Here is a 26,345-nt window from a genome sequence, read left to right as displayed (position 1 = left end):
CTTTATAACGATCATCGGGAAAGCAGGATTTTCTAATTGCTTCAAAAAAAGAAAGGCAATAACTTTTTGGTTACTGCCTTTTGTAATTTATTTAAAATCTTTAGGTTATCCATAGAATAACCAAAAAGTGTTTTTAATTTGTAATTATTCTACTTCAATTAATTTTTTCAATCGAGTTGAATTATAAACGGGAATTGCTTCTTTTAGAATCCGAACAGCACTAATCAAATCTTCTTTTTTAAGAACATAAGCAATACGCACTTGGTTTAATCCCATTCCCGGTGTCGAATAAAAACCTGCAGCTGGAGCAACCATAACGGTTTCACCATTCAAATCGTAACTTTCCAAAAGCCATTGTGCAAAAACATCCGTATTATCAACAGGAAGTTGCGCAATACAGTAAAAAGCGGCTTTGGGCTTGGTAACGATTACGCCTTCGATTTTATTTAATTCGGAAATCAAGGTATCCCTACGTTCTTTATATTCTGTAATTACTTCATCAAAATAACTTTGAGGAGTATCGATAGCTGCTTCGCAAGCTATTTGTTCAATTGTTGGAGGGCACAAACGGGCTTGTGCAAATTTCATCGCTGCTGAAATTACCTCTTTGTTTTTTGTGACCATACATCCAATTCTCGCCCCACACATGCTGTAACGTTTGGATACGGAATCGATCATGATTACATTTTGTTCTAGTCCTTCAAGATTCATTACCGAATAATGAATGTCTTCATCATATATAAATTCTCTGTATACTTCATCTGCAATTAGGAACAAATCGTATTGTTTTGCGAGTCTGCCCAATTGCAAAATTTCTGATTCGGAATACAAATAACCAGTTGGGTTACTTGGATTACAAATTAAAATTGCTTTCGTTTTTTGAGTAATTAGTTTTTCAAAGTCTTCAATTGGAGGCAATGTAAAACCACTTTCAAAAACAGAATTTACAGGAACTACCGTAGCACCAGATTCTGCCGAAAAAGCACTGTAATTAGCATAAAATGGTTCTGGAATAATGATTTCATCTCCTTGATCCATAATACTTCCTAATGCAAATAAAAGTGCTTCAGATCCACCAGTAGTTATCATAATGTCTTCAAAAGAAACTTTTACATCTTGATTGGTATAAAATTGCGCTAATTTTTTTCTATAACTCTCATAACCAGCGGAAGGCCCGTATTCAATAATAGTTAAATCAATATTTTTAATGGCTTTGATGGCCGCTTCGGGGCTTTTTATATCGGGTTGACCTATATTCAAATGGTATACTTTATGACCCTTTTTCTTAGCCATTTCAGCAAAAGGAGCCAATTTTCGTATTGGTGATTCGGGCATTTGTTTGCCTCTGTTGGATATATTTGGCATGTTTAAATTATTGAAATGCAAATTTGCAATTTTTTTTTCAAACTTACCGCAATTAATAAGTCTATTTGGTGTCAAAAACGCATAATTATGTTGTATTTTTAGTAACTTTATATAAACATTTTTTGATGAAAAAGGTAATTATTTTATTTTTTCTTCTTTTCAGCTCCTTGACTATTTTAGCACAAGATGGCTTTGAGTTTAGTAAAGAGGTTGATAAAGTGACTATTCCCTTCAAATTTATTAATAATTTAATTTTTGTTCCCATCAAGGTCAACGGTGTAGAATTAAACTTTTTGTTAGATTCCGGTGTTGAAGAAACCATTCTGTTTAGTTTGGAAGATAAAAAAGAACTTGAATTCTCTAATGTCGAAAAAATCATTTTGCGTGGATTAGGAAGTGAAGAAGCTATTGAAGGATTAAAATCGACTAATAATATTTTGGAAATAGGAGTGTTGAAATCCAAAAATCACTTATTTTATGTTGTTTTGGATCAGGAATTTAACTTGTCATCTCATGTAGGAATTCCAGTAAACGGAATTATTGGATATCAGTTTTTTAAAAATAATTTGATTGAAATCAATTACGAAAAAAAGAGAGTAATTGTTCACAGAGATATTGAAAAAAATAGAAATAAAATAGTGAGAAAATTTGAAAAGGTTGCTATTACGATCGAACGACTAAAACCGTATATGATAAATACTGTAGCTATAGATTCTGTTGAGTTTCCTGTCAAATTATTGATTGATATCGGCAATAGTGATGCACTTTGGCTTTTTGAAAATCGTTCCCAATTTGTAAAAATTCCTGCTAAAAATTTTGAAGATTATTTAGGGCAGGGATTTAGTGGAGACATAGTGGGAAGAAGAGCGAAAATTTCAAAATTTCAAATGTCGAAATTTGAATTCCATAATCCTACTGTTGCTTTCCCTGATTCCAGTTCAATACGAAATGTAAAAATGATTCCTGGCAGAGTGGGTTCAGTTGGAGGAGAAATTTTGAGAAGATTTTCAGTTGTTTTTGATTATAGTAATAGTTTTTTTTATTTAAAAAAAAACAAAGAATTTAATTCTCCTTTTAATTATAACAAAAGTGGAGTCGAAATTCAACACCACGGGTTACAATGGGTACCAGAAACGGTTTCTCTTAAGACAATCCCTACGGTAACAGTAGATGACCCTTTTAAATCAAATAGTAATACTAGCGATTTTAAATATAAATTTATTTTAAAACCCATATATGAAATTACTAACGTTAGAAAAAATTCACCTGCAGCGAATAGCGGTTTGCAAAAAGGGGATGTAATTATTTCAATTAACAAAAATCCCGGGTATAAATATTCTTTACAGGAAATTATTTCCCTCTTTAAATCGGAAGAAGAAAAATGGATTACATTAGAAATTAAGAGGGACGGTCAAATTCATAAAATTAAGTTTCAGCTACAAAATATTTTATAAAAAAAGCGCTTTTTGAATAATCTCAAAAAGCGCTTACAGTTATTTCAAAAAATGTTTAATTGGTAATAACTTCTCCTTTAATTTTTAATGCGACTCTACCATCTTCATAGTTTACTGCGTTAGATTCCACAGTGATAGTTTTACGTATAGGACCTGGAGTCATGTTGTATTTAACTTCAATTTTTCCAGTTTTCCCGGGCATAATTGGTCCTGCGGGTTTTGTTGGAACAGTACATCCACAGGTTGACAATACATTGGTAATGATTAAGGGCGCGTCTCCGGTATTTGTAAATTCAAATATTCTTATTCCGGTATCACTTCCCTTGGAAACCTTTCCATAATCAATGGTGTTGTCTTTAGCTGCAAAATCAATTTTAGCTCCAGATTGTGCAAAACCGACGATGCTTACAAATAATATTGCGATTAAAGTAATTATTTTTTTCATTTTCATTTTTTTTAGATTCGGTTAAGTAAAAGTACTTTGTTTTAATTAATGCACAAATATTTATTTCTCTTTTTATAGTGTACTTAATTATTTACTTTTGTCCACTATTTACAATTACAAATATCAGACCAAATTTTAAAAGGTTATTTGTTGCTTTGGTTATACGTTTAACTAAACAAACAAACAATCGAATTTAACGATTAAACGATCCACAATAAAATGACAATTCCTGCACAATTTGACGCTAAAACTATTGAAAATAAGTGGTATGACTACTGGATGAAGAATAATTATTTCCATTCGGAGCCAGACCATAGAACACCATATACCATTGTAATTCCGCCGCCTAATGTTACCGGGGTTTTACACATGGGACATATGTTGAACAATACTATTCAAGATGTATTAATTAGAAGAGCGCGTCTTAAAGGATTCAACGCTTGTTGGGTTCCAGGAACAGACCATGCTTCGATAGCGACTGAAGCTAAAGTTGTAGCGAAATTAAAAGCAGAAGGAATCAATAAAAATGATTTATCTCGTGAAGAATTTTTGGCGCATGCTTGGGAATGGACGGATAAATATGGTGGTGTAATTTTGGACCAATTAAAAAAATTAGGTGCTTCTTGTGATTGGGAACGCACTAAGTTTACGATGGATCCTGATATGTCAGCTTCTGTAATTCGTTCTTTTGTGGATTTATATAATAAAGGTTTGATTTATAGAGGATACCGAATGGTAAACTGGGATCCTGAAGCTAAAACTACTTTGTCTGACGAGGAAGTAATTTATGAAGAACAACAAGGAAAATTGTATTTTCTAAAATATAAAATTGAAGGAAGTGAAGACTTTCTGACGATTGCAACCACACGTCCGGAAACTATTTTTGGGGATACTGCGATTTGTATCAACCCTAATGATGAACGTTTTACTCATTTGAAAGGCAAAAAAGCGATTGTGCCTATTTGCGGGAGAGTGATTCCAATTATTGAAGATGAATATGTAGATATCGAATTTGGAACAGGTTGTTTGAAAGTAACTCCTGCCCACGATATGAATGACAAAACGTTAGGGGAGAAGCATAATCTTGAAATTATTGATATTTTCAACGAAGATGCGACTTTGAACAGTTTTGGATTGCATTATCAGGGAAAAGATCGTTTTGTGGTTCGGGAGGCAATTGCCAAAGAATTAGAAACGATTGGCGCTTTGGCTAAAACAGAAATCCACCTGAATAAAGTAGGAACTTCTGAGAGAACGAAAGCAGTTATCGAGCCTCGTTTATCAGACCAGTGGTTCTTAAAAATGGAAGATTTGGTTAAACCAGCAATCAAATCTGTTTTAGTAGATGGCGAAATTAAATTGCATCCAGCACGTTTTAATAATACGTACGCTCATTGGTTAAATAATATACGCGATTGGAATATTTCACGTCAATTGTGGTGGGGTCAACAAATTCCCGCTTATTTCTACGGGGATGGAAAAGAAGATTTCGTGGTTGCTGAATCTATCGAAGAGGCTTTAGAATTAGCAAAAACTAAAACGAATAACCAAAACCTAACCACCGAAAACCTAAAACAAGATGTTGATGCTTTAGACACTTGGTTTTCTTCTTGGCTGTGGCCAATGTCCGTTTTTGGCGGAATTATGGATCCTGAAAGCGAAGATTTTAAATACTATTATCCAACCAATGATTTAGTAACGGGTCCGGATATTTTGTTTTTCTGGGTAGCGAGAATGATTATTGCGGGTTATGAATATACGGGTAAAAAACCATTTACAAATGTGTATTTGACCGGTTTGGTTCGTGACAAACAAAGACGTAAAATGTCTAAATCATTAGGAAATTCTCCTGATCCTTTGGATTTAATCGAAAAATTTGGTGCTGATGGTGTTCGTGTAGGATTGCTTTTGAGCGCTTCTGCAGGAAATGATATCATGTTTGACGAAGAATTGTGTAACCAAGGAAAAGCGTTTACCAATAAAATATGGAATGCCTTCAAACTGATAAAAGGATGGGAAGTTTCGGATGCTATACCGCAACCGGAATCATCCAAAGTGGCAATTGAATGGTATGAAGCCAAGGTGCAACAAACACTTTTGGAAATTGAAGATAATTTTGAAAAATATAGAATCTCCGATGCTTTAATGGCAATTTATAAATTGGTTTGGGACGATTTCTGTTCTTGGTTTCTGGAAATGATAAAACCGGCTTACCAACAGCCAATTGACAGCGTGACTTTTGCGAAAGCGATAGAAATGCTTGAAAATAACATGAAATTATTGCATCCGTTTATGCCGTTCTTGACAGAGGAAATTTGGCAAATTCTTGCCGAAAGAACAACTGAAGAAGCTTTAATCGTTTCGACTTGGCCAGAAATGAAACCTTTCAATGCCCGTTTAATTGCTAATTTTGAAAGTACAATTGAAGTGATTTCTGGAATAAGAACGATTCGGAAAGACAAGAATATTCCATTCAAAGATACTATTGAATTGAAAGTGGTAAACAATGATAAAGCATCCACTTATTTTGATTCGGTGGTGACTAAATTAGGGAATATTACTTCTTTAGAATATGTTTCGGATAAAGTGGATGGTGCATTGTCTTTCCGTGTAAAATCAAATGAGTATTTCATCCCGATTACCGGAAATATCAATGTGGAGGAAGAAATTGCGAAACTAAATGCAGAGTTGGTTTATACACAAGGTTTCTTGAAATCCGTTCAAAACAAACTGGCGAACGAGAAATTTGTGGGTGGTGCGCCGGAGAAAGTTTTGGCAAATGAAAGACAAAAAGAAGCGGATGCGCTGTCTAAAATTGAAACGATTGAGCATAGTTTGGCTGGATTGAAATAATCTGGAAATCTATCTATTTTTTGTTTTGCGTGAGTGATGGTAGTGGAGCTCTTTTTATTAGAGGCTTTTTTTACCTCTAATAAAAAAGCGGGAACGAACAGCACGACCCGAAGTTTTTACGAAGGGACACGCCCAAATTAAAATATTTTTTTAGGATAAAGACATTAAATGAAAAATCCCATTCGCACGAATGGGATTTTTCTGTTTTACAGATTTGTTTTTATTTTTTCGATTACCTCAGTATATTCGGTATCAGATAGCAGTGTTTTTTGTGGATTCATTTCAAAAACACTTCCAAAACCATATCCGTCTTTGTATTTTGGAACAATGTGCATGTGTAGATGCGATAATGTATCGCTAAAAGCTCCGTAGTTTATTTTAGTAGGATTAAAGGCTGCGGCAATTGCTTTTCCTACTGTTGCTACATCACGCATATAGGCATTGCGTTGTTCATCGCTCAATTCATAAAATTCAATACCATGATTTTTATAGACTACATTGCAACGGCCTAAGTAGGATTGTTCTTTAAATAAGAATAATTGAGACACTTCTAAATCGCAAATTTTTATCATTAATTGATTTAAGGTGTCATTATTTTGACAGTATAAACATTCTGAAATAGGTGTTGGCATAATTTTTTTATGTAAATAATTATTGGTTGCTTCAAAACTAGTGAAATAATCATTAAAATTAATGGTGTAAGAATGTTTCTTGTGAGAAGAAGAGAAATAGAGTCTACTTCCTAAAAAAAAAGTATTAGATTTTATGGTTGTGACTTGGCGATATTTTATCGATAAATGTCACCGATGTTGCGATTTGAAGAGTATTTCTCCCTTTTAACGAGTTTTGTGTATTTACTGACATATTGTTAATATGTTTGATAAATATTTGTCAAATACCACATTAATAAAGAGATGAAAAAAATATTTAGTCCTGCTTATAGACAAGATTATGTTGAAGGGTATTCACTTGGCTTGAATCCATTTCAGCAATTTAACAGCGTAAAAAATAATGACGCTTTTATTACTGGATTTAATTCCGGAAGATCAGATTATGAGAGAATGAACGGATACATTAATGAAGGAATTCCCCAATGTATTGTTACGGATAAAGTTTTAGAAGATTTTCTGATCTCAGGTTTGTTGGGTTTACCTTTGGATACGGGCGGGTATACTTCTTTTCAAATCGATATGATAGAAAAATGGTATCAAAGTGGTATTGAGAAATATGATCCAAATCAAAGTATCGGACTTTTTGAAATACTTGAAAAGAACGGAATTCTAATTCATTAAGGTTTTTTGTAATTTCTTTACATTCTGAATATAAAATGTACTTGTTTGTAATCTTGTTTACTTGCCTTCTCTTAAAAAATAGCGGAGCTTTTTATAAGTTATTTGGTATTGAATTCTCCAAAATGCCATAGGATTCCTGAAGGGTCATGTAAAAAACATTCTTTTCCCCATTCAAGCTCACGGATTGGCGTCAATCTAATAGTGTTATATTTAGAAGTAAGTTTTAATTCTAATAATTCATTCCAAAATTGTTTGACATTATCGACTTCCATAAAAACCATTGTGTTGTCTATCCAATTTTTAACATAAGAATTTTGCAAATAAAAGCCTAATCCATCTGTATTGAAATAGGACATGTCAGATGATAAAATACTTTCTTGAAAACCAAGATCACGATAAAAATTGCGGGATAACTCGTAATTTTTGGCTCCAATGAAAGGCCGAATTGATTTTGCTCTATGGTCCATTTTTTTTTCTTTATTTCGCTTTTCAACGAAATCTAATATGGTTTTAAATTTTTTTCGCCAACTTCTATTTATTCTAAAATAATTGGTTCATATTTTTTTGTATTCAAAAGTAAATTATTTTTTTAACTAAATATGTTATAAATTCTTTCCCAATCAAATTTCTTTTCATCGTTATGAACTTTGGTAATTCTTGATTATTCTTCTTTATTACTGTGATTTAGTAAAAAAAAAGCGAGAAAGAAAAGTATTGGAATGATTAAAATGATAATAAAATTTTTCCTGTCGCTATAAGCAAATCCTATCAAAAACTAATTGTACTCAACGGATTAATCCATTATAGAAATAACCTAAATCACGATGTGAATTTCTGAAGTTGATTTTTTTTTATTTTTCATTTTTTTGCAAAAAAAAAACTCTTTTTATTTTGGTATAGCAAAAAATTTTTTCTGCTTTTCAAAAAAATGAAAGAGACAGAAAAAGTTTTAGAAATTTTAAACTAAAAAATTTAAACTATAGCTTGTATTTTAAGCTTACCATTACTTGACGCGGTGCAATTGGGTTTACACTGTAATTTTCGTGAACGGTATAGTTCAATTCATCAGTAATGTTAGATATTTTGAATAAAATTGATACTTTTTCCCAATCGTAACCTACAGATGCATCAACGGTGGTGTAACCTTGTAGTGGAATATCTCGGTCTTCGATAGTAACAGTATATGTTTTTGGAGTAGTTACTGGTTTGTTTTCTGTCCATACATAACGGTCATTCCAACCCCCAGTACGATCACCAATATAACTTCCGATAGCTCCAAAAGTTAGCCCTTTCAATAGGCCGCTTGGTAATTTGTAGAAAAAACTTAAATTGGCGGTATGCTTTGGTGTTCTTGCTAAAAGATCTCCCACTACAAGACTCCCGCTTGTTCCTGAAGATTTTGAAATTTTGGTTTCATTAAAGCTATATCCAGCATTGATGTTCAAACCTGCAAATGGTCTGGCAGTAATATCTACTTCAATTCCTTTTCCTTTTGTTCCTCCAACTAATTCTTTTAGATTGGTATTTACGTTTGGCGAAATACCATCTGCTCCAAACTGAACTGTTTGAGCAAAATTGCTGTTTTGGATTTGATATACGGTTACATTGGTGCTCAATATTCCTTTCCAGAAATCTTTTTTGATACCAGCCTCATATTGGTCTATGATAGAAGGGTCTAATGGTTTTAAATCTACTGTTGTTCCTGTATTAGGAGTAAACGAGTTTGAATAACTAGCAAACAAAGACAAATCTTTATTAGGTTGAATTACCAATCCTGCCTTTGGAGAGTAGGCTCTGTTTAAAGTTTTGACTCCTGTTGTAGGGATTGCATTTTCAAGAGTAGTAGTAATAGTGTCAACTCCATTAATTTTCCCTATTACTTCTTTAGAGGTTGTAACATCACTTTCTTGCCATGACCAACGCAGTCCTGCCAGAACCTTGATGTAATTGTTAACCGAAATTAAATCTTGCGCATAAACACCAAAACGTTCTGTATCTGTGGTAGCTAGTTGTGTTGCTCTAGTTGGGTATGGCACATTCAGACTTTGTGTACTATAATCATAATTAAAAAGGTTTATAGCAGTATTCTCAGTAGTAATAGCTGTGGTACCTGTTGAGGTAGCAAAAAAGCCATACGTATAACTTGGTGCAGAAGAATTTTCATAATCTACTCCTGTGAATATTTGGTGCTTGATACTTCCTGTATTGAAAGTTCCTTGCAAATTCAATTGATCTGCAAATATTTTTTCGGCAGCGTCGGATTGTGTTAAACCACGTTTCCAATTTCCATTGATATCAATTGTGTTTAACTGTGCAGTAGATTTTTGAGTTCTGTGGTATGATTGAAAAGAAGAATTGAATCCTAATTTCCAGTTAGTGTTAAAATCGTGATTGAATAGTACCGATGCACTAGCTGATTTTGTGTTTCCTGTTGACCAAAGTGCACCAAAATATTTATTGCTTGGAATATCTAAAATGGTTTTTCTAAAGATTCCTGTACCAAAATCAGGAGTCCAATCAGCACTTAAATAATCTCCTTGTGCTGTAATTTGTGTCTTGTCTGAAATTTTAAACAAAACCGAAGGATTAATGTAAATACGATCACTCTTTACAAAATCTCTAAAACTTTCTGAATTTTCGTAGGAAGCATTAAACCTATAGGCTATAGATTTGTTTATTGGTCCGTAAAAATCAATCGCAGGTTTGTAAAAGGCATAGCTTCCCATTTGCATGGATAGTTGCCCACCTTGGGTAAATTGTGGGGTTTTAGTAACCAAATTCAAGATTCCTCCAGGTGTTACGTTTCCAAATAATAATGCTGAACCTCCTTTTAGAAACTCTACTCTTTCTAAAGAAGATACCTCTGGGATAGAACCTGCATTAAAACGAAACCCATTTTTGAACATGTTGTTGGCAGACATATCATATCCCCTTGACCATAATGATTCCTGTGCACCACCACGTGCGGAACCTACATAAACCCCATTGGCATTTTTTATAACATCGCTTAAACGAATAGCTTGTTGTTGCTCAATAATTTCAGCACCGATAACCTGAACACTTTGTGGGATATCCATTGGTTTTAAACCTGATCTTAATACAGATACTGGCTTTTTCTCTTTATTGGCTGTAACAATAACTTCTTTAAGTGCTCCTCCTTTTTTGTTTTTTATAGTGTCGGTCATTGTACCGAAAATTTCATCATAATTTTTATCATCAGAAGCATTTGCTGATTCTTGTGCTAAACAAGATAAACTAAATAATAAGGTTAATGTTGGGAGTAAAATATATTTCATGATTGTTTATTTGGAATAATTAAAAATAACAATGCAAATGTAAAACCCACTTTTCAATTAACAAAACTTATTTAGATTAAATATTAATAAAGTTTTAATATGTATTTAACTATTTGTATTTCAATTTTTTATGTTTTTTAAAAATAACTTTTTTTGTGTAAAATTTTCTTTTTTTGGTCTTTTTCTAGGGTGAGATTATTTTTTTACTCCTGTAAGTTCTGAAATTAAGCCTGAGAAAAGAGTTTGAAAATCTTTTTATGTTAATTTTTGTTAAAGCAATAATGTAAACTCTGGCTCTGCGAGCTAACTTTTCGGTACTACTGTTCTTTTATTGTTGAGTAAGTTGAAAAACTGGAGGTTAATAGTATTTCCTATAAAAAAAGCTTAAAAAACCTTAATTTTGCAGTCGAAATAAATTGAACTATTCCCTAAAATGATTGTACCCTATTTTAAAAATGTAATGGATTCCCCCAAAGGATATAGATTAGCAAACACAGTGTTTTTTTTCGTCTCCGGATTTGGATATTCATCTTGGGCATCTCGTATTCCTAGTATCAAAGCGCAATTGCATTTAAGTGAGGCACAATTTGGAGCCGTTTTATTCGCATTTCCAATTGGTTTGATACTAACAATGCCTTTTACAGGAAGATTATTAAATAAGTATAGCAGTCGTTATTGTATGTTATTGGGTGCTATTTTATTTAATTTTTTCTTGGCTTTACCGGGTTTTACCGCTTTTGTTTGGCAATTAGTAATTATTCTTTTATTATTTGGGGCTTCCCGAAATATTCTGAATTTATCAATGAATGCACAAGCCTTAGAAGTTCAAAAATTGTATCCAAAATCGATTATGACTACTTTTCACGCAGTTTGGAGTTTGGCAGGATTTGCAGGTGCAGGTTTAGGATATGTGATGGTAACTCAAAATATAGCACCATCGTATCATTTACTGGGAATAAGTGTTGCTATGATGGCGATTACAGCTTGTTTTTATCCAATGACCATTCAAACAGAACCTTTACAAGAGAAAAGAAAATTCTTTTCGATGCCCGATAAAAATTTGATTAAGTTTGCTCTAATCTGTTTTGTTGCCATGGCTTGCGAAAATACGATGTACGACTGGAGTGGAATCTATTTTCAAAATATATTGCATGCTTCGCCAAAACTTACTACAGCAGCTTTTGTGTTTTTTATGACAGCAGTTACTTTAGGGCGTTTTTTGGGAGATTTTGCGGTAATGAAATTTGGTATCAAACAAATATTATTAATCAGCGGTGTTTTTATCACGGTAGGATTTTTAATTTGTTTTTTATTGCCCTTTATTTATCCCACGATAGTAGGTTATTTTTTCATTGGAATAGGTGTTTCTTGCGTGGTTCCATTGATTTTTAGTATAGCTGGAAAATCAAAAGGTTTGAGTAACGGCAATGCACTTACATCCATTTCTACTATTGGATATCTTGGTTTTTTGATTGTACCGCCAATGGTTGGATTTATTTCTGAAATCTTAAGTATGAAATGGGCCTTTTTGATAATGGCTTTTTTAGGAGTCATTATGATTTTGATGGTCAATCAAATTAGAGAGGAAAATTGAATTTACCAAGACCACAAAATAGTAAGCTTGTTTTTGCCACAAAAGCATAAAAACTAAAGGGTAAAGTAATTAAAGCCGCGCCTTAAATTTTTTGATTGGGAAGTTTTTTGATTTCACTACTTTTCCATCATCTGTAATCATTAAACAACTATAATCAGGGTATTTGTTGAGTAGAAGCAGTCCTGCTGTTTTTCCTAAAACCATTAACGAAGTACTCAAACCGTTTGCCGTTTCTGCATTAGGTCCAAAAACGGTCACACTGCATAATCCTGTCACGGGATAACCCGTTGCTGGATTGATGATATGCGAATAGCGTTTGCCATTAAAAACAACAAATTTTTCATAGCTGCCCGAAGTAGTAACAGCATCTTGTTTTAATGGGACAACAGCTAAAAGTTTTTCAGGATGAAAAGGATTCGTAATACCGATATTCCAAGCTTTCCCATTAGGCTGTTTTCCCCAAGTACTCATATCTCCTGATCCGTTTATAATCCCGGCTTTAATCCCTTTTGCAAGCATCATATCCCGGCATTTATCGGTGGCATACCCTTCTCCTAATGCGCCAAATCCAATCTTCATCCCTTTTAGTTTCAGAAAAATGGTGGATTGAGCACTATCCAAGATTATATTTTTATACCCCACTTTTTCAACCGATTTCTTAATGGCTTCCGCCGAAGGCATCGCAGTCATGGAACCGTCAAACTTCCAGATTTTATCCATTGCCGCAAAGCTGATGTCAAAACCGCCATTGGTCACTTCAGAAAACCGAATCGCTCTTTGCGTTAATTCAAAAAATTCTCTATCTACTTTCACTGGCCGAATACCTGCGTTTTGGTTCACTTTGGATACTTGCGAGTCCGGTTTCCAGTCGGATATCAAATTTTCGATTCGTGTAATTTCTGCGATAACAGCGTCTATGTTTTGTTCTGCCGATAATGAATCCTTTGCTACAATGGTAATGTCAAATCGGCCGCCCATAAGTAGGGTGGTTCTTTTTCGTACGATTTGTGCATAACTTCCTTGACTCACAAAAAGTATCGCAATCAGCAAAAAGAAGTGTTTTTTAGACATAAAATGTGGTTTTAAAATAATTTGGGCGTGACCCTCCGTAAAAACTTCGGGTCGTGCTCTACGTTCCCGCTTTTTTAGGAGAGGCAAAAAAGCCTCTCCTAAAAAGAGCTTCACTGCTATCACTCACGCAGAGCGATAACCAATCCATATATTTATGTAAAAGTATTATTTGTTGCTATAGTTTTATCCAGTTTCGGCTCCATCTCCTTCGGAGAGTCCCGTCCCGTCCCGACGCTTCGGGATCGGGAGGGGTGAGGATTAATAACAATCCGTCAGCACTTGTCCATTAGCTTTATAGTCTGCAATTCCCATAGTTGCTTTGGTAACACAGAGCGCATCAAGAGCAGATTCCACGTCCTTTTGCATAGCAAGCGAACCGCAAATCATTACAACGCCTCCTTGTGTTAGCAAATCTATAAAAAAATCAGCATCTCGTTTGATAAGATCCATTACATAATGATGGTTCGCTTCGCGAGATAAAGCCACATGAAAACTTTTAAGATGCTGTTTTTGAATCATTTCAGCAGCAAATTTTTCATACCCTAAAACAGTTTCAGTTGCTTTTCGAAAACCACAATACAAATGAATGGCTGTTTTTTTCTTGTTCTGCTCCATCATTCCCAGAAAGGGAGCAATGCCGGTTCCATTTGAAATTAGCGCCACTTTGGATGCTTTTTTCGGGAAGTGAAAAGCAGCGTTCTTGAGGATTCTTGCTTTTATAATCGAACCAGGTTCAACATCATATAAATAGCCTGAACCTAAACCAGAAGGATGCAGTTTTACCACTAATTGTATGTTGCCGTTATGATTCCCGATAGAGTATAGGCGTTCTCGTGTGTCGTTTGCAGGATAAATAGCCAAGAGGTCACCCGAAGTAAATTTAGCTCTCATACTAGCTCGTAATGTGAGTAAAAAAGTATGTTCCGTATCAGAAATGGCAGTTTTATCGAGTACCATAAACTTTTGCAATCCTTTTGGAACATGATTGTATAATGATGGAGTAGCCGAAAGAGGAATTTCTGTTTTGGCACTCCATAATTTTACCCAGCCCACAAATTCTTCAGCCGATTTGTCATTTACGGTTTGTAATTCTAAAAAGCGTTCCGCCCAACTCTGTTTTGCCAATAAGGCATCAATGTCATACGCAAAAGCACAAAAATCAGTATAAGCCTTTGAACCAAAACCAACTACTGAAATATTAATTTTTTGCTTTTGTTCGGTTTTGTTGACCAGTGTTATAAATTTACTTCCATTAGAAGGAGAGTCGCCCAATCCGTGGGTTGAAGTAAATACGATAAGATGTTCTGCTTTTGGATAAACCGAATAATTATTCAATTCAGTAAGGAAAACTTTTTTTCCGTTGGCAAGCAATTGTTTCTGAATAGCATTGGCAAATAGTAATGAACTGCCATTTTCGGAACCTACCAGTAAAATGAATGTACTGTCTTCGGGTTTGTATTTGTTTTTAATGCGACTTGATCTTCGCTTTAAAGTCATGGCAAAACCGGAGTAGATAAAAAAGAGGATATTTAAACTCGCTATTGCTAAAATTATCGCCCATAAAATACTTGCTCTCCCAGTATGCAAATCAAGACTCAAATCCGAAACTAAAGTTCTCATCGGGAAAGGAATTTCACGTACAATTGCGCCAGTAATTTGGTTGACTTCGATTTCTCGGTCCTTTAATGTAATAATATAATATTCCTCGGGATCATCCGAAAAAGGGAATTCAATTTTTTGTACATCAGCCAGAAGTGTATTTTTAAGTATGGACGATTCAGTATCTTTTTTTGAAACAGGCGTGGTTGCTGCCATTTCGGTTTTTTCTTCTGTATCTGTTTTTTCGATAAAAAAGTTAAACTTTTCTAAGGTTAAATACGTTCCAGAAAGGGCAATTATCAGAATGGGAAGTAGCGCCAATCTACCCAATACAACATGGTAATATTGAGCAAAATAGTCTTTGATGACTTTGGAAAAGAAATTGCGGAGGCCTCTTTGCCTGTTAAGAACCAGAGTGAAACCCGAAATGGAAATCAATACCAACAAAAAGGAAATAAAACCAACAAAAAAACGCCCGGTTTCTTTAAGAAATAGAGAACGGTGGAGCGCTGTAGTCCATTGGATAAAGTCACTTTTTTTTAGGGGTGTACCTACTATTTTTCCGGTTTTGGGATTAATATAGGCATTGACATCATTGTTTTCCTGACCAATACCTTGCAGCGTCACAAATTGATTGTGGTCAACACTTAATTCTGTTATTTCAGGATAGGTTTTGCGCAGTATAGGCAAGGTTTCCCCAAGCGTTATTTTTTCAAAATTTTCTACTCGGTAGGGCAGTGTTTTCTCCTGTATTGCATCGACTGCGAGTATGACACCAGTTACCGATGCCAACACTAAAAATGCAGCAGAAAATACAGCCAAAGTTAAGTGTGTGTAACGCCAAAAAGAAAGAGTCATTGATGTAATTGTATTTAGGAATTATTGATTGTTAAAAATAAAATAGATTTGCTTTTCAGATTTTATTTTTAAGCTTTTTTAGAAAATTATATTTTTCTAAGTTTCTATTAAGCGTATTTATTTTAAAAAAAAATCTGCGAAAATCTGCGAAATCTGCGTGCTATTATTTTCACGCAGATTTTGCAGATTTTCGCAGATAAAAAAGTTCAATATTTAGATTTTGCTTAATCTTACGTAGCGAATATACCCTTTACCTTCTGTTTTTTCAGCCATCCCTTGGGTGGTAAGAGGGATTTCTAAATCAGCGGTGTAATATTTATGATCTTCTACTGCTGTTTCAAATCGCAATTTATACCCTTTGTTGATTTTAGCATCTTCAATTTCTATGGTGGTTATACTACGGTCACCGCCAGTTACTGAAGCTCCTGTTTTGGCACTGATATCCGAAGGTTTTTTAGAATAGTATTTATGCCATTCTTTAAGAGTTTTGTGCCATTTTTTATCGTCACCCATTACATACAGCGTTTTGTCATATTCGCCTTTGGCGTTTACAAGTGAAACCACAATATAAGCGCCTTCTCCCATATAGTTAGACATTTGGAGCATGCATTTGTATTTAGTGTTTTGTGCAGCAGCTTGGAAAGATAAAAGGCATAGTAACGCACCTGTTAGGCCTATTTTTAGTATTGACGTCATAATATTATTTTAAAAATTCTAGAGATACGTTATTTTTTGTTAAAGACTCATTTTCTTTTGCCAAGGCATATGCGCTTTCGTCAAAATCGGTGTTAATGTCTTTTTTGGCACCGATAGATACCAAGTATTTTAAGATAGTATCGTCTTTAGAAATCATGGCTGCTTTGTGCAACGCTGTTAAACCATTCTTGTTTTTTGCGTTTACATCGATGTTTAAATCGGCAATTTTTTTCAGTAAAGTTAAATCATTTTTGGCTACAGCGAAGTGGTATAGAGTACTGCCGTCTTTTTGAGGAGTGGCTAAGTTTAATCCTTTATCCTGAAGCAATTTTATTTTGGCAGCAAAAGGATCTTGTTTTGGTGTATTAGCCGCTTCCGGTCCACGCCCCATTCCCATTTGCGGTCTGTACGACTGGATTAAGTAATATCCTAAGTTGTTTCCATCTTTGTCTTGAACATTTATGTTAACACCCTTGCTTAAAAGAAGTGTTACGGCTTCAGGAGTTCCTGACTTTACAGCCATTGTCAATGCCGACTCACCTTTACTATTTTGCAGATTGTTGTTTTTTACAATTGGCAATAACAGTTCTAGTGCAGCAATTTCTCTGGACGAGGCAGCAACCATTAGTGGCGTATTTCCTTCGTTATCAGCTTTATTGGCATCTACTCCTTTGGACAAAAAGTAGTTGATGATTTCAGTTTGTTTTGGTTTACTTACTAGAAAATGAAGTACAGTTTCTCCTGTTTTGCTAGTTACGGTCGGTTTTATTTTTAGTTCCTCTACCAAGTACTTATAAGTTTCTAAAGTATTTGCTTCTCTGCGTGAACCTTGTGTAGCAATGATTAGTGCATTATCATTGTATTTTACTCCTTTTTCTAATAACGTTTTTAAAAGTGTTACGTTACCAGTTCTTGCTGCATAATTAAAGGCAGTATTACCATCGGAATCAACAGCTGCAAGAGGCAATCCTTTCGAAACGAAATAGTTAGAAAGTGTACCATCTTTGTCAAAAGGGATGGCCATAAGCAATAGGTTCATTCCGTCTCTGTATTTTTTCTTAGGGTCTATTCCTGCTTTAAAAAAAGCCTCGTAAACAGCGGTATTGTTTTGACCACTATTGGCTGCAAATGTAATTGGGGTTGTGCCTTGGCTGTCTTCTAAGTTAATGTCTGATCCTTTGGCTATAAGGTATTCTACGATTTCTAGATTTCCTTTATTAGCCGCCCAGTGTAAATAAATGCGGTTGTCGTGTGTGGATTTAGTGACTTCGTTTCCTGGTTGTTCCAATAAGAATTTTATAGTGGCCGCAGGTGCATCATTATTAATTGCCATAACAGTTACATCAAAAGCATTTGGGGTTGATGCTGACGGGCTGTTTCCTTTTGCTATTTCAGCTTTAACTGCGTTTACATCTGGGGCTGTTTTCCAAAAAGACTGCTCCAAAAGTGTGTTTTGTTGCTGTGCACTAACAAATAAAGTAGCGACTAAGGCAAAAGAAATAAAAAGATTCTTTTTCATAAATTTTTTATAAAGGTTCTTATTAATATGGGAAGTGTGTTTATCTAACTTGGTTATTTAGAATAAATAAAAATAACGCAAATGTAAAAATAAATTGTATAATAGCAATTATTATTTACCCTAATAAAGAGAAAATTTTATTGTATTTTTTTTAAACTTGTCTGCCACATTCTAATTCAGATTTTTCAATTATCTTATTTAGATATAAAAATGACTGAAAGGTTTAAAGGCATTACTTAAATTTTTCAATTATGCTTTTTTATATAGTATTAAACGGTAACAGTTGTGTTTTTCTTTTTTTTGTTTCGTCCCCACCAAATGTAGAATCCGGATATTGGAAGACTCGCAATGAGTAAACTAAATAGGAATGCGAATATTTTTCCGGGTAAACCCAGTATTGCTCCGGTGTGAATGTCATAATTCATTTTCATGAGGTTATCGGCAATTTTATCCTCTTTTTGTCTGCCCCATAGATGGGAAACATTCATTTCTTTCAAGCTGTATTGATCAAAATAACGGTAATCTATTTTCCAATACGTTCCTTTGTCTGAATTAGCATTGGCAGCTATTGGAGAGGCAGCTTTTTCTGGTGGATGTATTTCAATGGATTCCGCTTGAGGGTATTCTTTTTGCATTTGATGCCAGATTTTATCCAATGGGTTTGTGATTGTATGAGTTGCAGTCTTTGTATTTATTTTCGAAAGCGGCTCTTCATATAGTAATGATTTTTCACCGCCGGATACTTTATAATAAGAGTATGCAAACCATTGAAATCCCCATACTAAACCTGTAATGGCAAAAATAATTCCAATGATAAGTACATAAAAACCGGTAATATTATGCAAGTCATAATTTTTACGTTTCCACTTTGTGCCTTTTTTCCATTTGAACCAAAAGCGTTGTTTCGCGGCATTCTTGTTTTTTGGATACCAAAGAATTAAACCCGAAACTAGCAGTACCAGAAATACTAATGTCGCCGATGCTACAACTGTTTGTCCAATTTCATGGGGCAACCAAAGGTAAAAATGTCCGTCCAGTACAAAAGGAAAGAATCCTTCCTCGTTGTTTACTGTTTTCAAAATTTTCCCGGTATAAGGATTGATGAAAACGGTATAGTAATAGGTGGGTTCATAATGGAAAAATTCAGCTTCCGCAGCATTATTTTTTTCGTTGTATTTTATGGCATGCAGTAATTTATCAGGAAGTTCTTTTTTAGCAATTACAGCTAATTTTGAAGGAGGTAAAAAAGTATCCTCCTGTTCTTTTACAAAACGATATTCTTGTGTGTAATTTTGTATCTCTTCCTGAAAAGCATACAAACAGCCCGTTATAGCAATTATAAAAACAATTATGCCCGATGATAAACCCAGCCATAGGTGTATTTTTCCAATCCCTTTTTTTAAATTATTATTTTTCATTAAAAATGGATAAAACTCCCCATCGAAATGAGGAGTTTAGTTAAACAAAACAAACTAACTAACTCTAAAATTTATAGCCAACAGATAAGCGGAAGTTAGTTCCTGCTTCTGTTTGCCAGTAATACATATCGCTATAGCTATAATATCCACCAGAATACAAGTATTTATTCAAGATATTATTGACAACAAGATTGACTGATATTTTGTTTTTTTGGTACGTAACACCTCCGTCCAATCGGAAATAGTCTGGAAGCATTGCACTATTATCAGGCGAAATATACCAGGGTGCTCTTTTTACTTGGTATTGGTACCCTAATGAAAAACCAACACCATTTAGCGTTCCTCTGTCTATTTTATAATTCAACCAAGCATTTTGGATGTGCCTTGTAGTTCCGGCTACTTGAGTGCCTACAAGCGATTGATCAGTGTCTTTGGTTGTTTTTCCTTCCGTAAAGGCATAATTAACAATAAGATCTAAGTTTTTGAAAATTTCGCCTCTAATATCTACTTCAAAACCCTTTGTTTTTTGCTGTCCACTTTCTCTACTGAATTGTTGTGTTCCGGATGAATGTTCCGGATCTAATGTCAGTACATTGTTTTTGGTGATTTGGTAAACGGAAACAACAGAATTCCATTTTCCGTTCAACCAGTCTCTTTTTAAGCCAAATTCTATATTTCCTCCAGTTTCAGGTTTAAAAGATTGGCCTTGCCAGTTTGTACCGTAGTTTTCATTAAAAGATTGATCGTTCACGAAATAGGCGGCCGTGTTTTTATCAATAGAATAACTTAAACCTACTCTAGGTGTGAATTTTTCGTTTTTGGTACCTCCGGAATAAACATTATAGGCTTTAAGTATCGTATACCTTCCTGCCAATGTTAATCTAAGTTTGTTGTCAAAGAAACCCAATTCGTCCTGCACATATAGCGCTTTGTAACTATTTTGGTATTTTACCCCTCTATCTTCCAGACTTTTACTTCTGTCAAAAGTAGGGGAAGCAGCCAGTGTACCATGTACCGGATTGTATATGTTTAAATCAGGCAGCGTGAAATATTGGGACCAGTCATGAAAAAATGTTTTATCACTTAAATCCAATCCCGATAGTATTTTGTGGGTAACGGATCCTGTTGTAGCTTCGCCATTTATAAAAGCTTGTCCAACATAGATTTTTCCTAAAATATCCCAATTTCCACCACCACGTTTAAGAATCGCATCATTGGTTGGATCAAAACCAGCAGGCCATAATGACATTCCTTCTTGTTGGTAATTAAGGTAGGATGTTTGAGCAGTAAACTTCCATTTTTCATTAATTTTATGATCTAAAATAGCAAGAATGTTTCTTTCTGTCATTTTTGTAGGATCTAAATTAGCTTCTGATGTAGAGAAACTTCTTGGTAAATCAGCATATCCTCTGTGTGAAAAAACATAGTTAGAACCAACTGCATTTACTTTAGAAAATTGCTGCGTGTATTCCAGTGTTATGGCTGTTTTATCGGTTGCCAAATATTTAAGTACTGGAGCAAATGTGTAGCGGTCATTAAAATCAAAATCACGGTAACTGCCTTTCTTTTCACCCATTACATTAATACGGTACAATAATTTTCCGTTTTTGGTCAATTTTCCGTCCAAATCTAGTGTTCCTCTATATCGATCAAAACTTCCTAGCGTTAAACTCGCTTCACCTTTGGTACGTCCGCTTGGTTTTTTAGTAACTACATTATAAAAACCACTTGGGTTACCGTTTGCGAGCATAAATCCTGCAGGGCCTTTGACAAATTCAATGCGTTCCACCATACTCATATCCTCCGTAAGTGGTCCCCAAGTTGAACTGACATTCATACCGTTTCTAAAAGCGGCTACTTGACTGCCTCTCATAGTAATATTGGCGTAATTATCCCAATGTTCCACTCTTGTAGCGCCACTCACATTGCGAGTCACCCCTTCCAGCATATCAAAAATTTGTTGGTCATTTATCAACTTCCCTGTTATAACTTGTATGTTTTGCGGAATTTCAATAATAGGCGATTGCAAACGAAGTGTTGATGAAACACGATTCGTTTTGAAAGCGCTTTTGTTACTCAAAACCACTACTTGGTTCAATTCATTGTTTGATAAGGTAAGTTTTAATGCTACGGCAGTAATTTCCCCAGTAGTAATTTTTACTTCTTGCTCTAAGTCATTATACCCAACTAAAGTAACTTTTAGAATATGTACTCCTTCGGATATGTTTTTTAGTATAAAAGTTCCATTGTTATCTGCAATAGTATTTTTGTTTACACCTTTTATAGAAACTGAAACTCCTTCGGCGGGTTTGTTGTCGCTAGTTAAAATGGTTCCTTTTATGCTACCGGAGTTTTGGGCAAAAGCGGTGTTTATAGAAAGTAACAATAAACAGGCGATAAAAATAAATGGAGGTATTCGTTGTTTTAAATAGTTCATGGTTAAAAATTAAATGAGTTAATACTTATTTAGAATAAATAAGAATAAAGCAAAAGTAAAATTTAATTTTTATTTAACAAATATTATTTAGACTAATTAAAAATAATATTTTAACAAGATGATTTCCATAATTTTAGGTATAAAAAAACCTTGCTTTTCTAGAGCAAGGTTGTAATTTCAATGTGGAATGTTATGTTTTATTTGGTTTTTTTCATCGAAAACTGTTCTGAACTTGGTTTCCCTTGTTGAATTCCTGAAATTTTAGCCACTAAACTGTCAGGAGTAATTTGAGTATAACTTATTTTTTGAGGATAGTCGTGTTTTGGATTTTCAAAAACCAATTGTTTCTCGGTTGCAGTTGTTAATTTAAAAGAAACCGGTTTATCATTATTTTGTCCTTTAACGGTTGCAGAATAGGTTAATTGTTCCCCTTTTTGCTGTAAGGTTATGGATTCAAAATGCAAGGTGTCTTTTTCTTTTATAAAGTAAGACTGTGCTTGAAAGGTGCTGTCATTTACTTTTTTCCAAGTTTCGGAAAGATTTCCATCAGCAGCATTGTTTTCCCAGTTTCCCAGTAACCAGCGCGCTGCTTTGATTTTATCTTTTTCATTTGATTCGGAGTTTTTACAGGAAACAAGTGCTAATAACAGCAGTGTGAAAAATATTTTTTGAAACATTTGTGTAAGTATTTGGTGTTATTTTGAACTGCTAAATTATAAAAAAATAGAATAGTGTCCCTTTTTTAACTCTGGAATATCCAAAAGGAGTGAACTATTGAATACTTTTTCAAGCAGATAATTAAAATACCATCGTTATCAAAAGGTTTACCATATAAGAAATGTAAGGATATTTAAGTTCTTGATTTTTATAGCTTTCTTAAATGATCTTACATTTCTTATATGGTTAAAATTTAATGCTATTTATTTTAGTTAATAGTCTTAGATATTTTCTTTCAAAATAGTATGCACCAATTCTTTCGTCGGTTTTTGATCTTTTAGTTTCATTCTAACCACATCAAATGTAACTTTGAAATCACATCCCGATTTATAATGGCTGCAACCATAAGCTGTGTTTCCCTTAAGAACGGTTCCTTTTTGACATTTAGGACAGACTAATTCATCCGGAATGGCTTTCGCCTCCGTTTTCTTCGGTTCTAATTTGAGTTTAAAATTTTCGTCAAAGCGTAGCAAACCTTCCACAACACCAGTATCGGTTTTGAAATCTTTCAAGTTTACAGTAGAGCCTTTTTGAAGCAATCGCAAGTATTGGTTCTCGGATATTTTTTTCTCCGCAAAAGTGTAGGGCAACAGAAACGTGCAACCTGCTTTATAATCGCCACAACCATAAGCCGATTTTCCTTTTATAAGTGTTGCTTTTTTACATTTTGGACAGGCTTCCGCCAAAATTCCTGCTGCTTTCTTTTTCTCCACTTTAGCCACTTCTTTTTGGACATTCCCGGCATGTGAAATATTGGCGCGTCTGGTTTCACTGCGCACTTCATACACCAAGACTTCAACCATGCGCTTCATATTGTTGATAAACGCAGCGGCGGTAAAAGTTCCTTTTTCAATATCTTTCAACTGCTTTTCCCAGGAACCCGTAAGTTCTGCAGACTTGACCAAATCATTTTGAATGGTATCAATAAGCTGAATTCCCGTTGGCGTTGGCAAGACCTGTTTTTTGTTTCGAATGATGTATTGGCGTTTAAAAAGGGTTTCGATAATATTGGCTCGTGTGGATGGACGCCCAATACCATTTTCTTTCATCAATTCACGTAAATCTTCATCGTCTACCTGTTTGCCAGCGGTTTCCATAGCACGTAATAAGGTTGCCTCCGTAAACTGATTGGGCGGTTTGGTCTCCTTTTCTAAAAATGAGGGTTCGTGTGGGCCTTTTTCGCCTACAACAAAACTCGGCAAGATGTCGGCTTCTTTCTCTTTGGCGTTCGGATCTTCGAAAACTACACGAAAGCCTTTTTTTAGAATTTCTTTTCCGGTAGTTTTAAAAGCTACATTGGCGGCTTTCCCGATTACTGTCGTATTGGCTACCAAACAATCGTCATAAAAAACGGCAATAAAACGCTTTGTAATACTATCATACACTTGTTGCTGATTGTATTGCAAATTGCTTTGAATTCCCGTTGGTATAATCGCGTGGTGATCGGTAACTTTTTTATCGTTGAAAACTTTGGTCGATTTTTTAATCTTTTTTTCTAAAAGCGGTTGCGTCAACGTTGCATAATTGGTTAAGTTTTGCAGGATACCAGATACTTTTGGATAGATATCATTGGGCAAAAACGTGGTGTCAACTCTCGGGTACGTGACTACTTTTTGTTCGTACAAGGTCTGAACAATTTTAAGCGTTTCATCAGCAGTAAACCCAAACTTGGTATTGCAATACACTTGTAAGCCTGTTAAGTCAAACAGCTTAGGCGCAAACTCATTGCCATTCTTTTTTTCGACAGAAACGATTTCAAACTCACTTTCTTTGACATTTTTGGACAAAAGCTCGCCATCTTCCTTTTTCAAAAAACGTCCTTCCTCATAGCTAAAAAGCGTTTCTCTATATAAAGTTTGCAACTCCCAGTACGGTTGCGGTTTAAAATTCTCGATTTCTTTGAAGCGGTCCACGACCATGGCCAAGGTTGGGGTTTGCACCCTTCCAATGGACAAAACTTGTTTGTACCCGCCATGTTTTACGGTGTACAATCGCGTGGCATTCATACCGAGTAACCAGTCGCCAATGGCTCTGGAAAATCCTGCGTAGTATAGATTATCGTAGTTGGATGATGGTTTAAGGTTCTCAAAACCCTCTTTGATGGCTTCGGTGGTCAGGGACGAAATCCACAAGCGTTGCACCTCGCCTTTGTACTGAGCTTCGTTCATGACCCAACGCTGAATGAGTTCTCCTTCTTGCCCGGCATCACCGCAGTTGATGACCAACTCGGCTTTGTCAAAGAGGCTTTTTATGATTTTGAATTGCTTTTGGATTCCCGAATTCTCTACCACTTTGGTTTCAAATTTATCGGGAAGCATGGGCAGGTTGTTCAAATCCCAACTTTTCCAGTGGGGTTTGTAATCGTTCGGTTCTTTCAAGGTACATAAATGACCAAAAGTGTAAGTTACGGCATAACCGTTGCCTTCGTAATACCCATCTCGCTTGGTATTGGCTCCTAAAACGGATGCGATTTCGCGTGCTACACTTGGTTTCTCGGCAATACAGACCTTCATTTTCTCCTACTGATTTTGAGTGTGCAAATTAGGAATTTAGAAATTGGTATTAAAAAGAAATCGGTAGGAGTTATGAACGGGCAGGAATTGTTGTTTATTAGGAGCAGAACGATTAGTTTTTTCAAGGACGAAACTTCCTGCTGTCCGCTGTATCTCGTAGTCCCGATGCTTCGGGACTACAAGGATGCCGCTTCCATCAGGGCTAATGATTTCGTTTCATTTTCATAATAACGAAAGCAAAAGATATTGTAGCTTGTTATTTATTTTCTACCGGAATGTATTTGTGTGAACCGTCACAGCTAGGCATTTTTTTAGACATCCCACAAATGCAATCGTTGATTCCTTTTCCGTCAAGAATACGCGGAATGTAATTTTCTATTCTCGTTTCCCGAGTTTTGGATTGTTTGGCAGCCGAAAAATACAAATTGTAGGCTCGTTGTCGTCCCGGTGTTAAGGCTTGAAAAGCAGTTTTTAAGTCGGGGTTTTTGGCTAAGGTATTTTGTAATTCTGCCACCAGTTCAAGTTCGGTATTGCTTTTGAAATTTACTTTCAATCCTGCTTTTTCTATCTCAATGGCTTCATAAATATAGGTTTTGATTATAGATTTCTGCTCTATGATTTCTGCCAGATTGGTAAACTTTAAAAAACGCATTGCCTGACTGTTTTCTCCCGGTTTACTTAGAAGGCCATTGCTGTCTTGTAACAAAGTCCCTTTAAAAAAGCTAAGCGCACAATATTCTTTAAAACTGCCTATAATAACAACATTATTTCCTTGAAAACAATAACAAGGAGTACGCCACTTGAATTCTTCGGTCAGCCCGCAATCGAGCAGTAATAAGCGCAATTGCTCTATTTCGGCCTGCCATTTTTTGGCATTGTTTATAAAGTCATCAACTTTGGGATTCATTGTATTAGATTTTAAATAATAAAGAAGGTTTTAGTTTGATAAAAGTATTAAAAAACTGCGTTGTAAACGCTATGATGGTGCTCTAAATTAAAATTCATACTCGATGCAAACGAGGAAGAGTGACTATGATAGGTGTTGTGCGATTGCGTGCGAAGTCTCCCGACTTCGTACCCATTGTTATATGCCGTTCTAACTTTAGAGACTTTTGTTTTTATGTGTTTGTTGATCATTGGAATTGCTACGAAGTCGTGAGACTTCGCAGAGCCATCACGATTATATTTTTGTTGTTGCGACTTATTTATACTTCGCAG

Annotated in this window: 19 protein-coding genes; 5 read left to right on the top strand and 14 right to left on the bottom strand. The window is 35.0% G+C overall.

Annotation, left to right across the window (positions count from 1 at the left end; genetic code table 11):
* Positions 1-144: 144 nt before the first annotated feature.
* Complete coding sequence (locus tag ACNQGG_RS11320) at positions 145-1,365, bottom strand: pyridoxal phosphate-dependent aminotransferase (RefSeq protein WP_417964046.1); 1,221 nt, start codon at positions 1,363-1,365, stop codon at positions 145-147.
* A gap of 125 nt (positions 1,366-1,490) precedes the next feature.
* On the opposite strand from ACNQGG_RS11320, the gene ACNQGG_RS11315 reads away from it, so the two are divergent.
* Positions 1,491-2,819 carry an aspartyl protease family protein gene (locus tag ACNQGG_RS11315; protein WP_417964044.1) on the top strand — a complete coding sequence of 443 codons (1,329 nt, stop codon included), beginning with the start codon at positions 1,491-1,493 and terminating at the stop codon, positions 2,817-2,819.
* Between the two features lie 55 nt (positions 2,820-2,874).
* On the opposite strand, the gene ACNQGG_RS11310 is transcribed toward ACNQGG_RS11315, so the two are convergent.
* Complete coding sequence (locus tag ACNQGG_RS11310; protein WP_417964042.1) at positions 2,875-3,264, bottom strand: DUF1573 domain-containing protein; 390 nt, start codon at positions 3,262-3,264, stop codon at positions 2,875-2,877.
* Positions 3,265-3,483: 219 nt separating this feature from the next.
* Here ACNQGG_RS11310 and ACNQGG_RS11305 point away from each other — a divergent pair, with 219 nt between their 5' ends.
* On the top strand, positions 3,484-6,117 hold the full coding sequence (locus ACNQGG_RS11305) for a valine--tRNA ligase (RefSeq protein ID WP_417964040.1): 2,634 nt from the start codon (positions 3,484-3,486) through the stop codon (positions 6,115-6,117).
* 206 nt (positions 6,118-6,323) lie between these two features.
* Here the strand turns inward: ACNQGG_RS11305 and ACNQGG_RS11300 are convergent, their stop codons facing one another.
* Complete coding sequence (locus ACNQGG_RS11300; protein WP_417964038.1) at positions 6,324-6,749, bottom strand: HIT family protein; 426 nt, start codon at positions 6,747-6,749, stop codon at positions 6,324-6,326.
* 282 nt (positions 6,750-7,031) lie between these two features.
* Between ACNQGG_RS11300 and ACNQGG_RS11295 the strand changes: the two genes are divergently transcribed.
* Positions 7,032-7,409 carry a hypothetical protein gene (locus ACNQGG_RS11295; protein ID WP_417964036.1) on the top strand — a complete coding sequence of 126 codons (378 nt, stop codon included), beginning with the start codon at positions 7,032-7,034 and terminating at the stop codon, positions 7,407-7,409.
* Positions 7,410-7,507: 98 nt separating this feature from the next.
* On the opposite strand, the gene ACNQGG_RS11290 is transcribed toward ACNQGG_RS11295, so the two are convergent.
* The gene (locus tag ACNQGG_RS11290; protein ID WP_417964034.1) at positions 7,508-7,876 is read right to left on the bottom strand and encodes a VOC family protein; all 369 of its coding nucleotides are present in this window, start codon (positions 7,874-7,876) and stop codon (positions 7,508-7,510) included.
* A 510-nt stretch (positions 7,877-8,386) separates the two neighbouring features.
* A complete protein-coding gene (locus ACNQGG_RS11285) occupies positions 8,387-10,705 on the bottom strand; it encodes a TonB-dependent siderophore receptor (RefSeq protein ID WP_417964032.1) in 2,319 nt (772 codons plus the stop codon).
* A 433-nt stretch (positions 10,706-11,138) separates the two neighbouring features.
* Here ACNQGG_RS11285 and ACNQGG_RS11280 point away from each other — a divergent pair, with 433 nt between their 5' ends.
* Entirely contained in the window at positions 11,139-12,299 is a 1,161-nt protein-coding gene (locus ACNQGG_RS11280; protein ID WP_417964030.1) for an MFS transporter, read from the top strand.
* Between the two features lie 69 nt (positions 12,300-12,368).
* On the opposite strand, the gene ACNQGG_RS11275 is transcribed toward ACNQGG_RS11280, so the two are convergent.
* The 8 genes from ACNQGG_RS11275 to ACNQGG_RS11240 all read right to left on the bottom strand — a co-directional run bounded on the left by ACNQGG_RS11275 (position 12,369) and on the right by ACNQGG_RS11240 (position 25,127).
* Positions 12,369-13,370 (bottom strand): FAD:protein FMN transferase, encoded by a 1,002-nt coding sequence (locus tag ACNQGG_RS11275; RefSeq protein WP_417964028.1) that lies wholly within the window; start codon positions 13,368-13,370, stop codon positions 12,369-12,371.
* Positions 13,371-13,628: 258 nt separating this feature from the next.
* A complete protein-coding gene (locus ACNQGG_RS11270; protein ID WP_417964026.1) occupies positions 13,629-15,827 on the bottom strand; it encodes a PepSY domain-containing protein in 2,199 nt (732 codons plus the stop codon).
* Between the two features lie 213 nt (positions 15,828-16,040).
* Complete coding sequence (locus ACNQGG_RS11265) at positions 16,041-16,523, bottom strand: DUF2271 domain-containing protein (RefSeq protein ID WP_416856833.1); 483 nt, start codon at positions 16,521-16,523, stop codon at positions 16,041-16,043.
* A gap of 4 nt (positions 16,524-16,527) precedes the next feature.
* Positions 16,528-18,042 (bottom strand): ankyrin repeat domain-containing protein, encoded by a 1,515-nt coding sequence (locus tag ACNQGG_RS11260; protein ID WP_417964024.1) that lies wholly within the window; start codon positions 18,040-18,042, stop codon positions 16,528-16,530.
* A 269-nt stretch (positions 18,043-18,311) separates the two neighbouring features.
* Positions 18,312-19,460, bottom strand: a complete 1,149-nt coding sequence (locus tag ACNQGG_RS11255) for a PepSY-associated TM helix domain-containing protein (protein ID WP_417964022.1) — start codon at positions 19,458-19,460, stop codon at positions 18,312-18,314.
* Between the two features lie 64 nt (positions 19,461-19,524).
* On the bottom strand, positions 19,525-21,897 hold the full coding sequence (locus ACNQGG_RS11250) for a TonB-dependent siderophore receptor (RefSeq protein ID WP_417964020.1): 2,373 nt from the start codon (positions 21,895-21,897) through the stop codon (positions 19,525-19,527).
* Positions 21,898-22,094: 197 nt separating this feature from the next.
* Positions 22,095-22,574: a DUF6265 family protein gene (locus tag ACNQGG_RS11245; RefSeq protein WP_416856830.1), complete on the bottom strand. Its 480-nt coding sequence runs from the start codon at positions 22,572-22,574 to the stop codon at positions 22,095-22,097.
* Between the two features lie 261 nt (positions 22,575-22,835).
* Complete coding sequence (locus ACNQGG_RS11240) at positions 22,836-25,127, bottom strand: DNA topoisomerase 3 (RefSeq protein WP_417964018.1); 2,292 nt, start codon at positions 25,125-25,127, stop codon at positions 22,836-22,838.
* A 21-nt stretch (positions 25,128-25,148) separates the two neighbouring features.
* Here ACNQGG_RS11240 and ACNQGG_RS11235 point away from each other — a divergent pair, with 21 nt between their 5' ends.
* Entirely contained in the window at positions 25,149-25,355 is a 207-nt protein-coding gene (locus ACNQGG_RS11235) for a hypothetical protein (protein ID WP_417964016.1), read from the top strand.
* A 28-nt stretch (positions 25,356-25,383) separates the two neighbouring features.
* Here ACNQGG_RS11235 and ACNQGG_RS11230 read toward each other — a convergent pair whose 3' ends face one another.
* Entirely contained in the window at positions 25,384-26,034 is a 651-nt protein-coding gene (locus ACNQGG_RS11230) for a DUF1801 domain-containing protein (protein WP_417964014.1), read from the bottom strand.
* Positions 26,035-26,345: the final 311 nt, after the last annotated feature.

Source organism: Flavobacterium esculini (genome assembly GCF_048284325.1).
GTDB lineage: Bacteria > Bacteroidota > Bacteroidia > Flavobacteriales > Flavobacteriaceae > Flavobacterium.
This window is presented reverse-complemented; position numbering and strand designations above follow the sequence as displayed.

Excerpts from the sequence above, each read along its gene's own strand:
- ACNQGG_RS11320 (WP_417964046.1), bottom strand. The coding sequence starts at position 1,365 with ATGCCAAATATATCCAACAGAGGCAAACAAATGCCCGAATCACCAATA.
- ACNQGG_RS11315 (WP_417964044.1), top strand. The coding sequence starts at position 1,491 with ATGAAAAAGGTAATTATTTTATTTTTTCTTCTTTTCAGCTCCTTGACT.
- ACNQGG_RS11310 (WP_417964042.1), bottom strand. The coding sequence starts at position 3,264 with ATGAAAAAAATAATTACTTTAATCGCAATATTATTTGTAAGCATCGTC.
- ACNQGG_RS11305 (WP_417964040.1), top strand. The coding sequence starts at position 3,484 with ATGACAATTCCTGCACAATTTGACGCTAAAACTATTGAAAATAAGTGG.
- ACNQGG_RS11300 (WP_417964038.1), bottom strand. The coding sequence starts at position 6,749 with ATGCCAACACCTATTTCAGAATGTTTATACTGTCAAAATAATGACACC.
- ACNQGG_RS11295 (WP_417964036.1), top strand. The coding sequence starts at position 7,032 with ATGAAAAAAATATTTAGTCCTGCTTATAGACAAGATTATGTTGAAGGG.
- ACNQGG_RS11290 (WP_417964034.1), bottom strand. The coding sequence starts at position 7,876 with ATGGACCATAGAGCAAAATCAATTCGGCCTTTCATTGGAGCCAAAAAT.
- ACNQGG_RS11285 (WP_417964032.1), bottom strand. The coding sequence starts at position 10,705 with ATGAAATATATTTTACTCCCAACATTAACCTTATTATTTAGTTTATCT.
- ACNQGG_RS11280 (WP_417964030.1), top strand. The coding sequence starts at position 11,139 with ATGATTGTACCCTATTTTAAAAATGTAATGGATTCCCCCAAAGGATAT.
- ACNQGG_RS11275 (WP_417964028.1), bottom strand. The coding sequence starts at position 13,370 with ATGTCTAAAAAACACTTCTTTTTGCTGATTGCGATACTTTTTGTGAGT.
- ACNQGG_RS11270 (WP_417964026.1), bottom strand. The coding sequence starts at position 15,827 with ATGACTCTTTCTTTTTGGCGTTACACACACTTAACTTTGGCTGTATTT.
- ACNQGG_RS11265 (WP_416856833.1), bottom strand. The coding sequence starts at position 16,523 with ATGACGTCAATACTAAAAATAGGCCTAACAGGTGCGTTACTATGCCTT.
- ACNQGG_RS11260 (WP_417964024.1), bottom strand. The coding sequence starts at position 18,042 with ATGAAAAAGAATCTTTTTATTTCTTTTGCCTTAGTCGCTACTTTATTT.
- ACNQGG_RS11255 (WP_417964022.1), bottom strand. The coding sequence starts at position 19,460 with ATGAAAAATAATAATTTAAAAAAAGGGATTGGAAAAATACACCTATGG.
- ACNQGG_RS11250 (WP_417964020.1), bottom strand. The coding sequence starts at position 21,897 with ATGAACTATTTAAAACAACGAATACCTCCATTTATTTTTATCGCCTGT.
- ACNQGG_RS11245 (WP_416856830.1), bottom strand. The coding sequence starts at position 22,574 with ATGTTTCAAAAAATATTTTTCACACTGCTGTTATTAGCACTTGTTTCC.
- ACNQGG_RS11240 (WP_417964018.1), bottom strand. The coding sequence starts at position 25,127 with ATGAAGGTCTGTATTGCCGAGAAACCAAGTGTAGCACGCGAAATCGCA.
- ACNQGG_RS11230 (WP_417964014.1), bottom strand. The coding sequence starts at position 26,034 with ATGAATCCCAAAGTTGATGACTTTATAAACAATGCCAAAAAATGGCAG.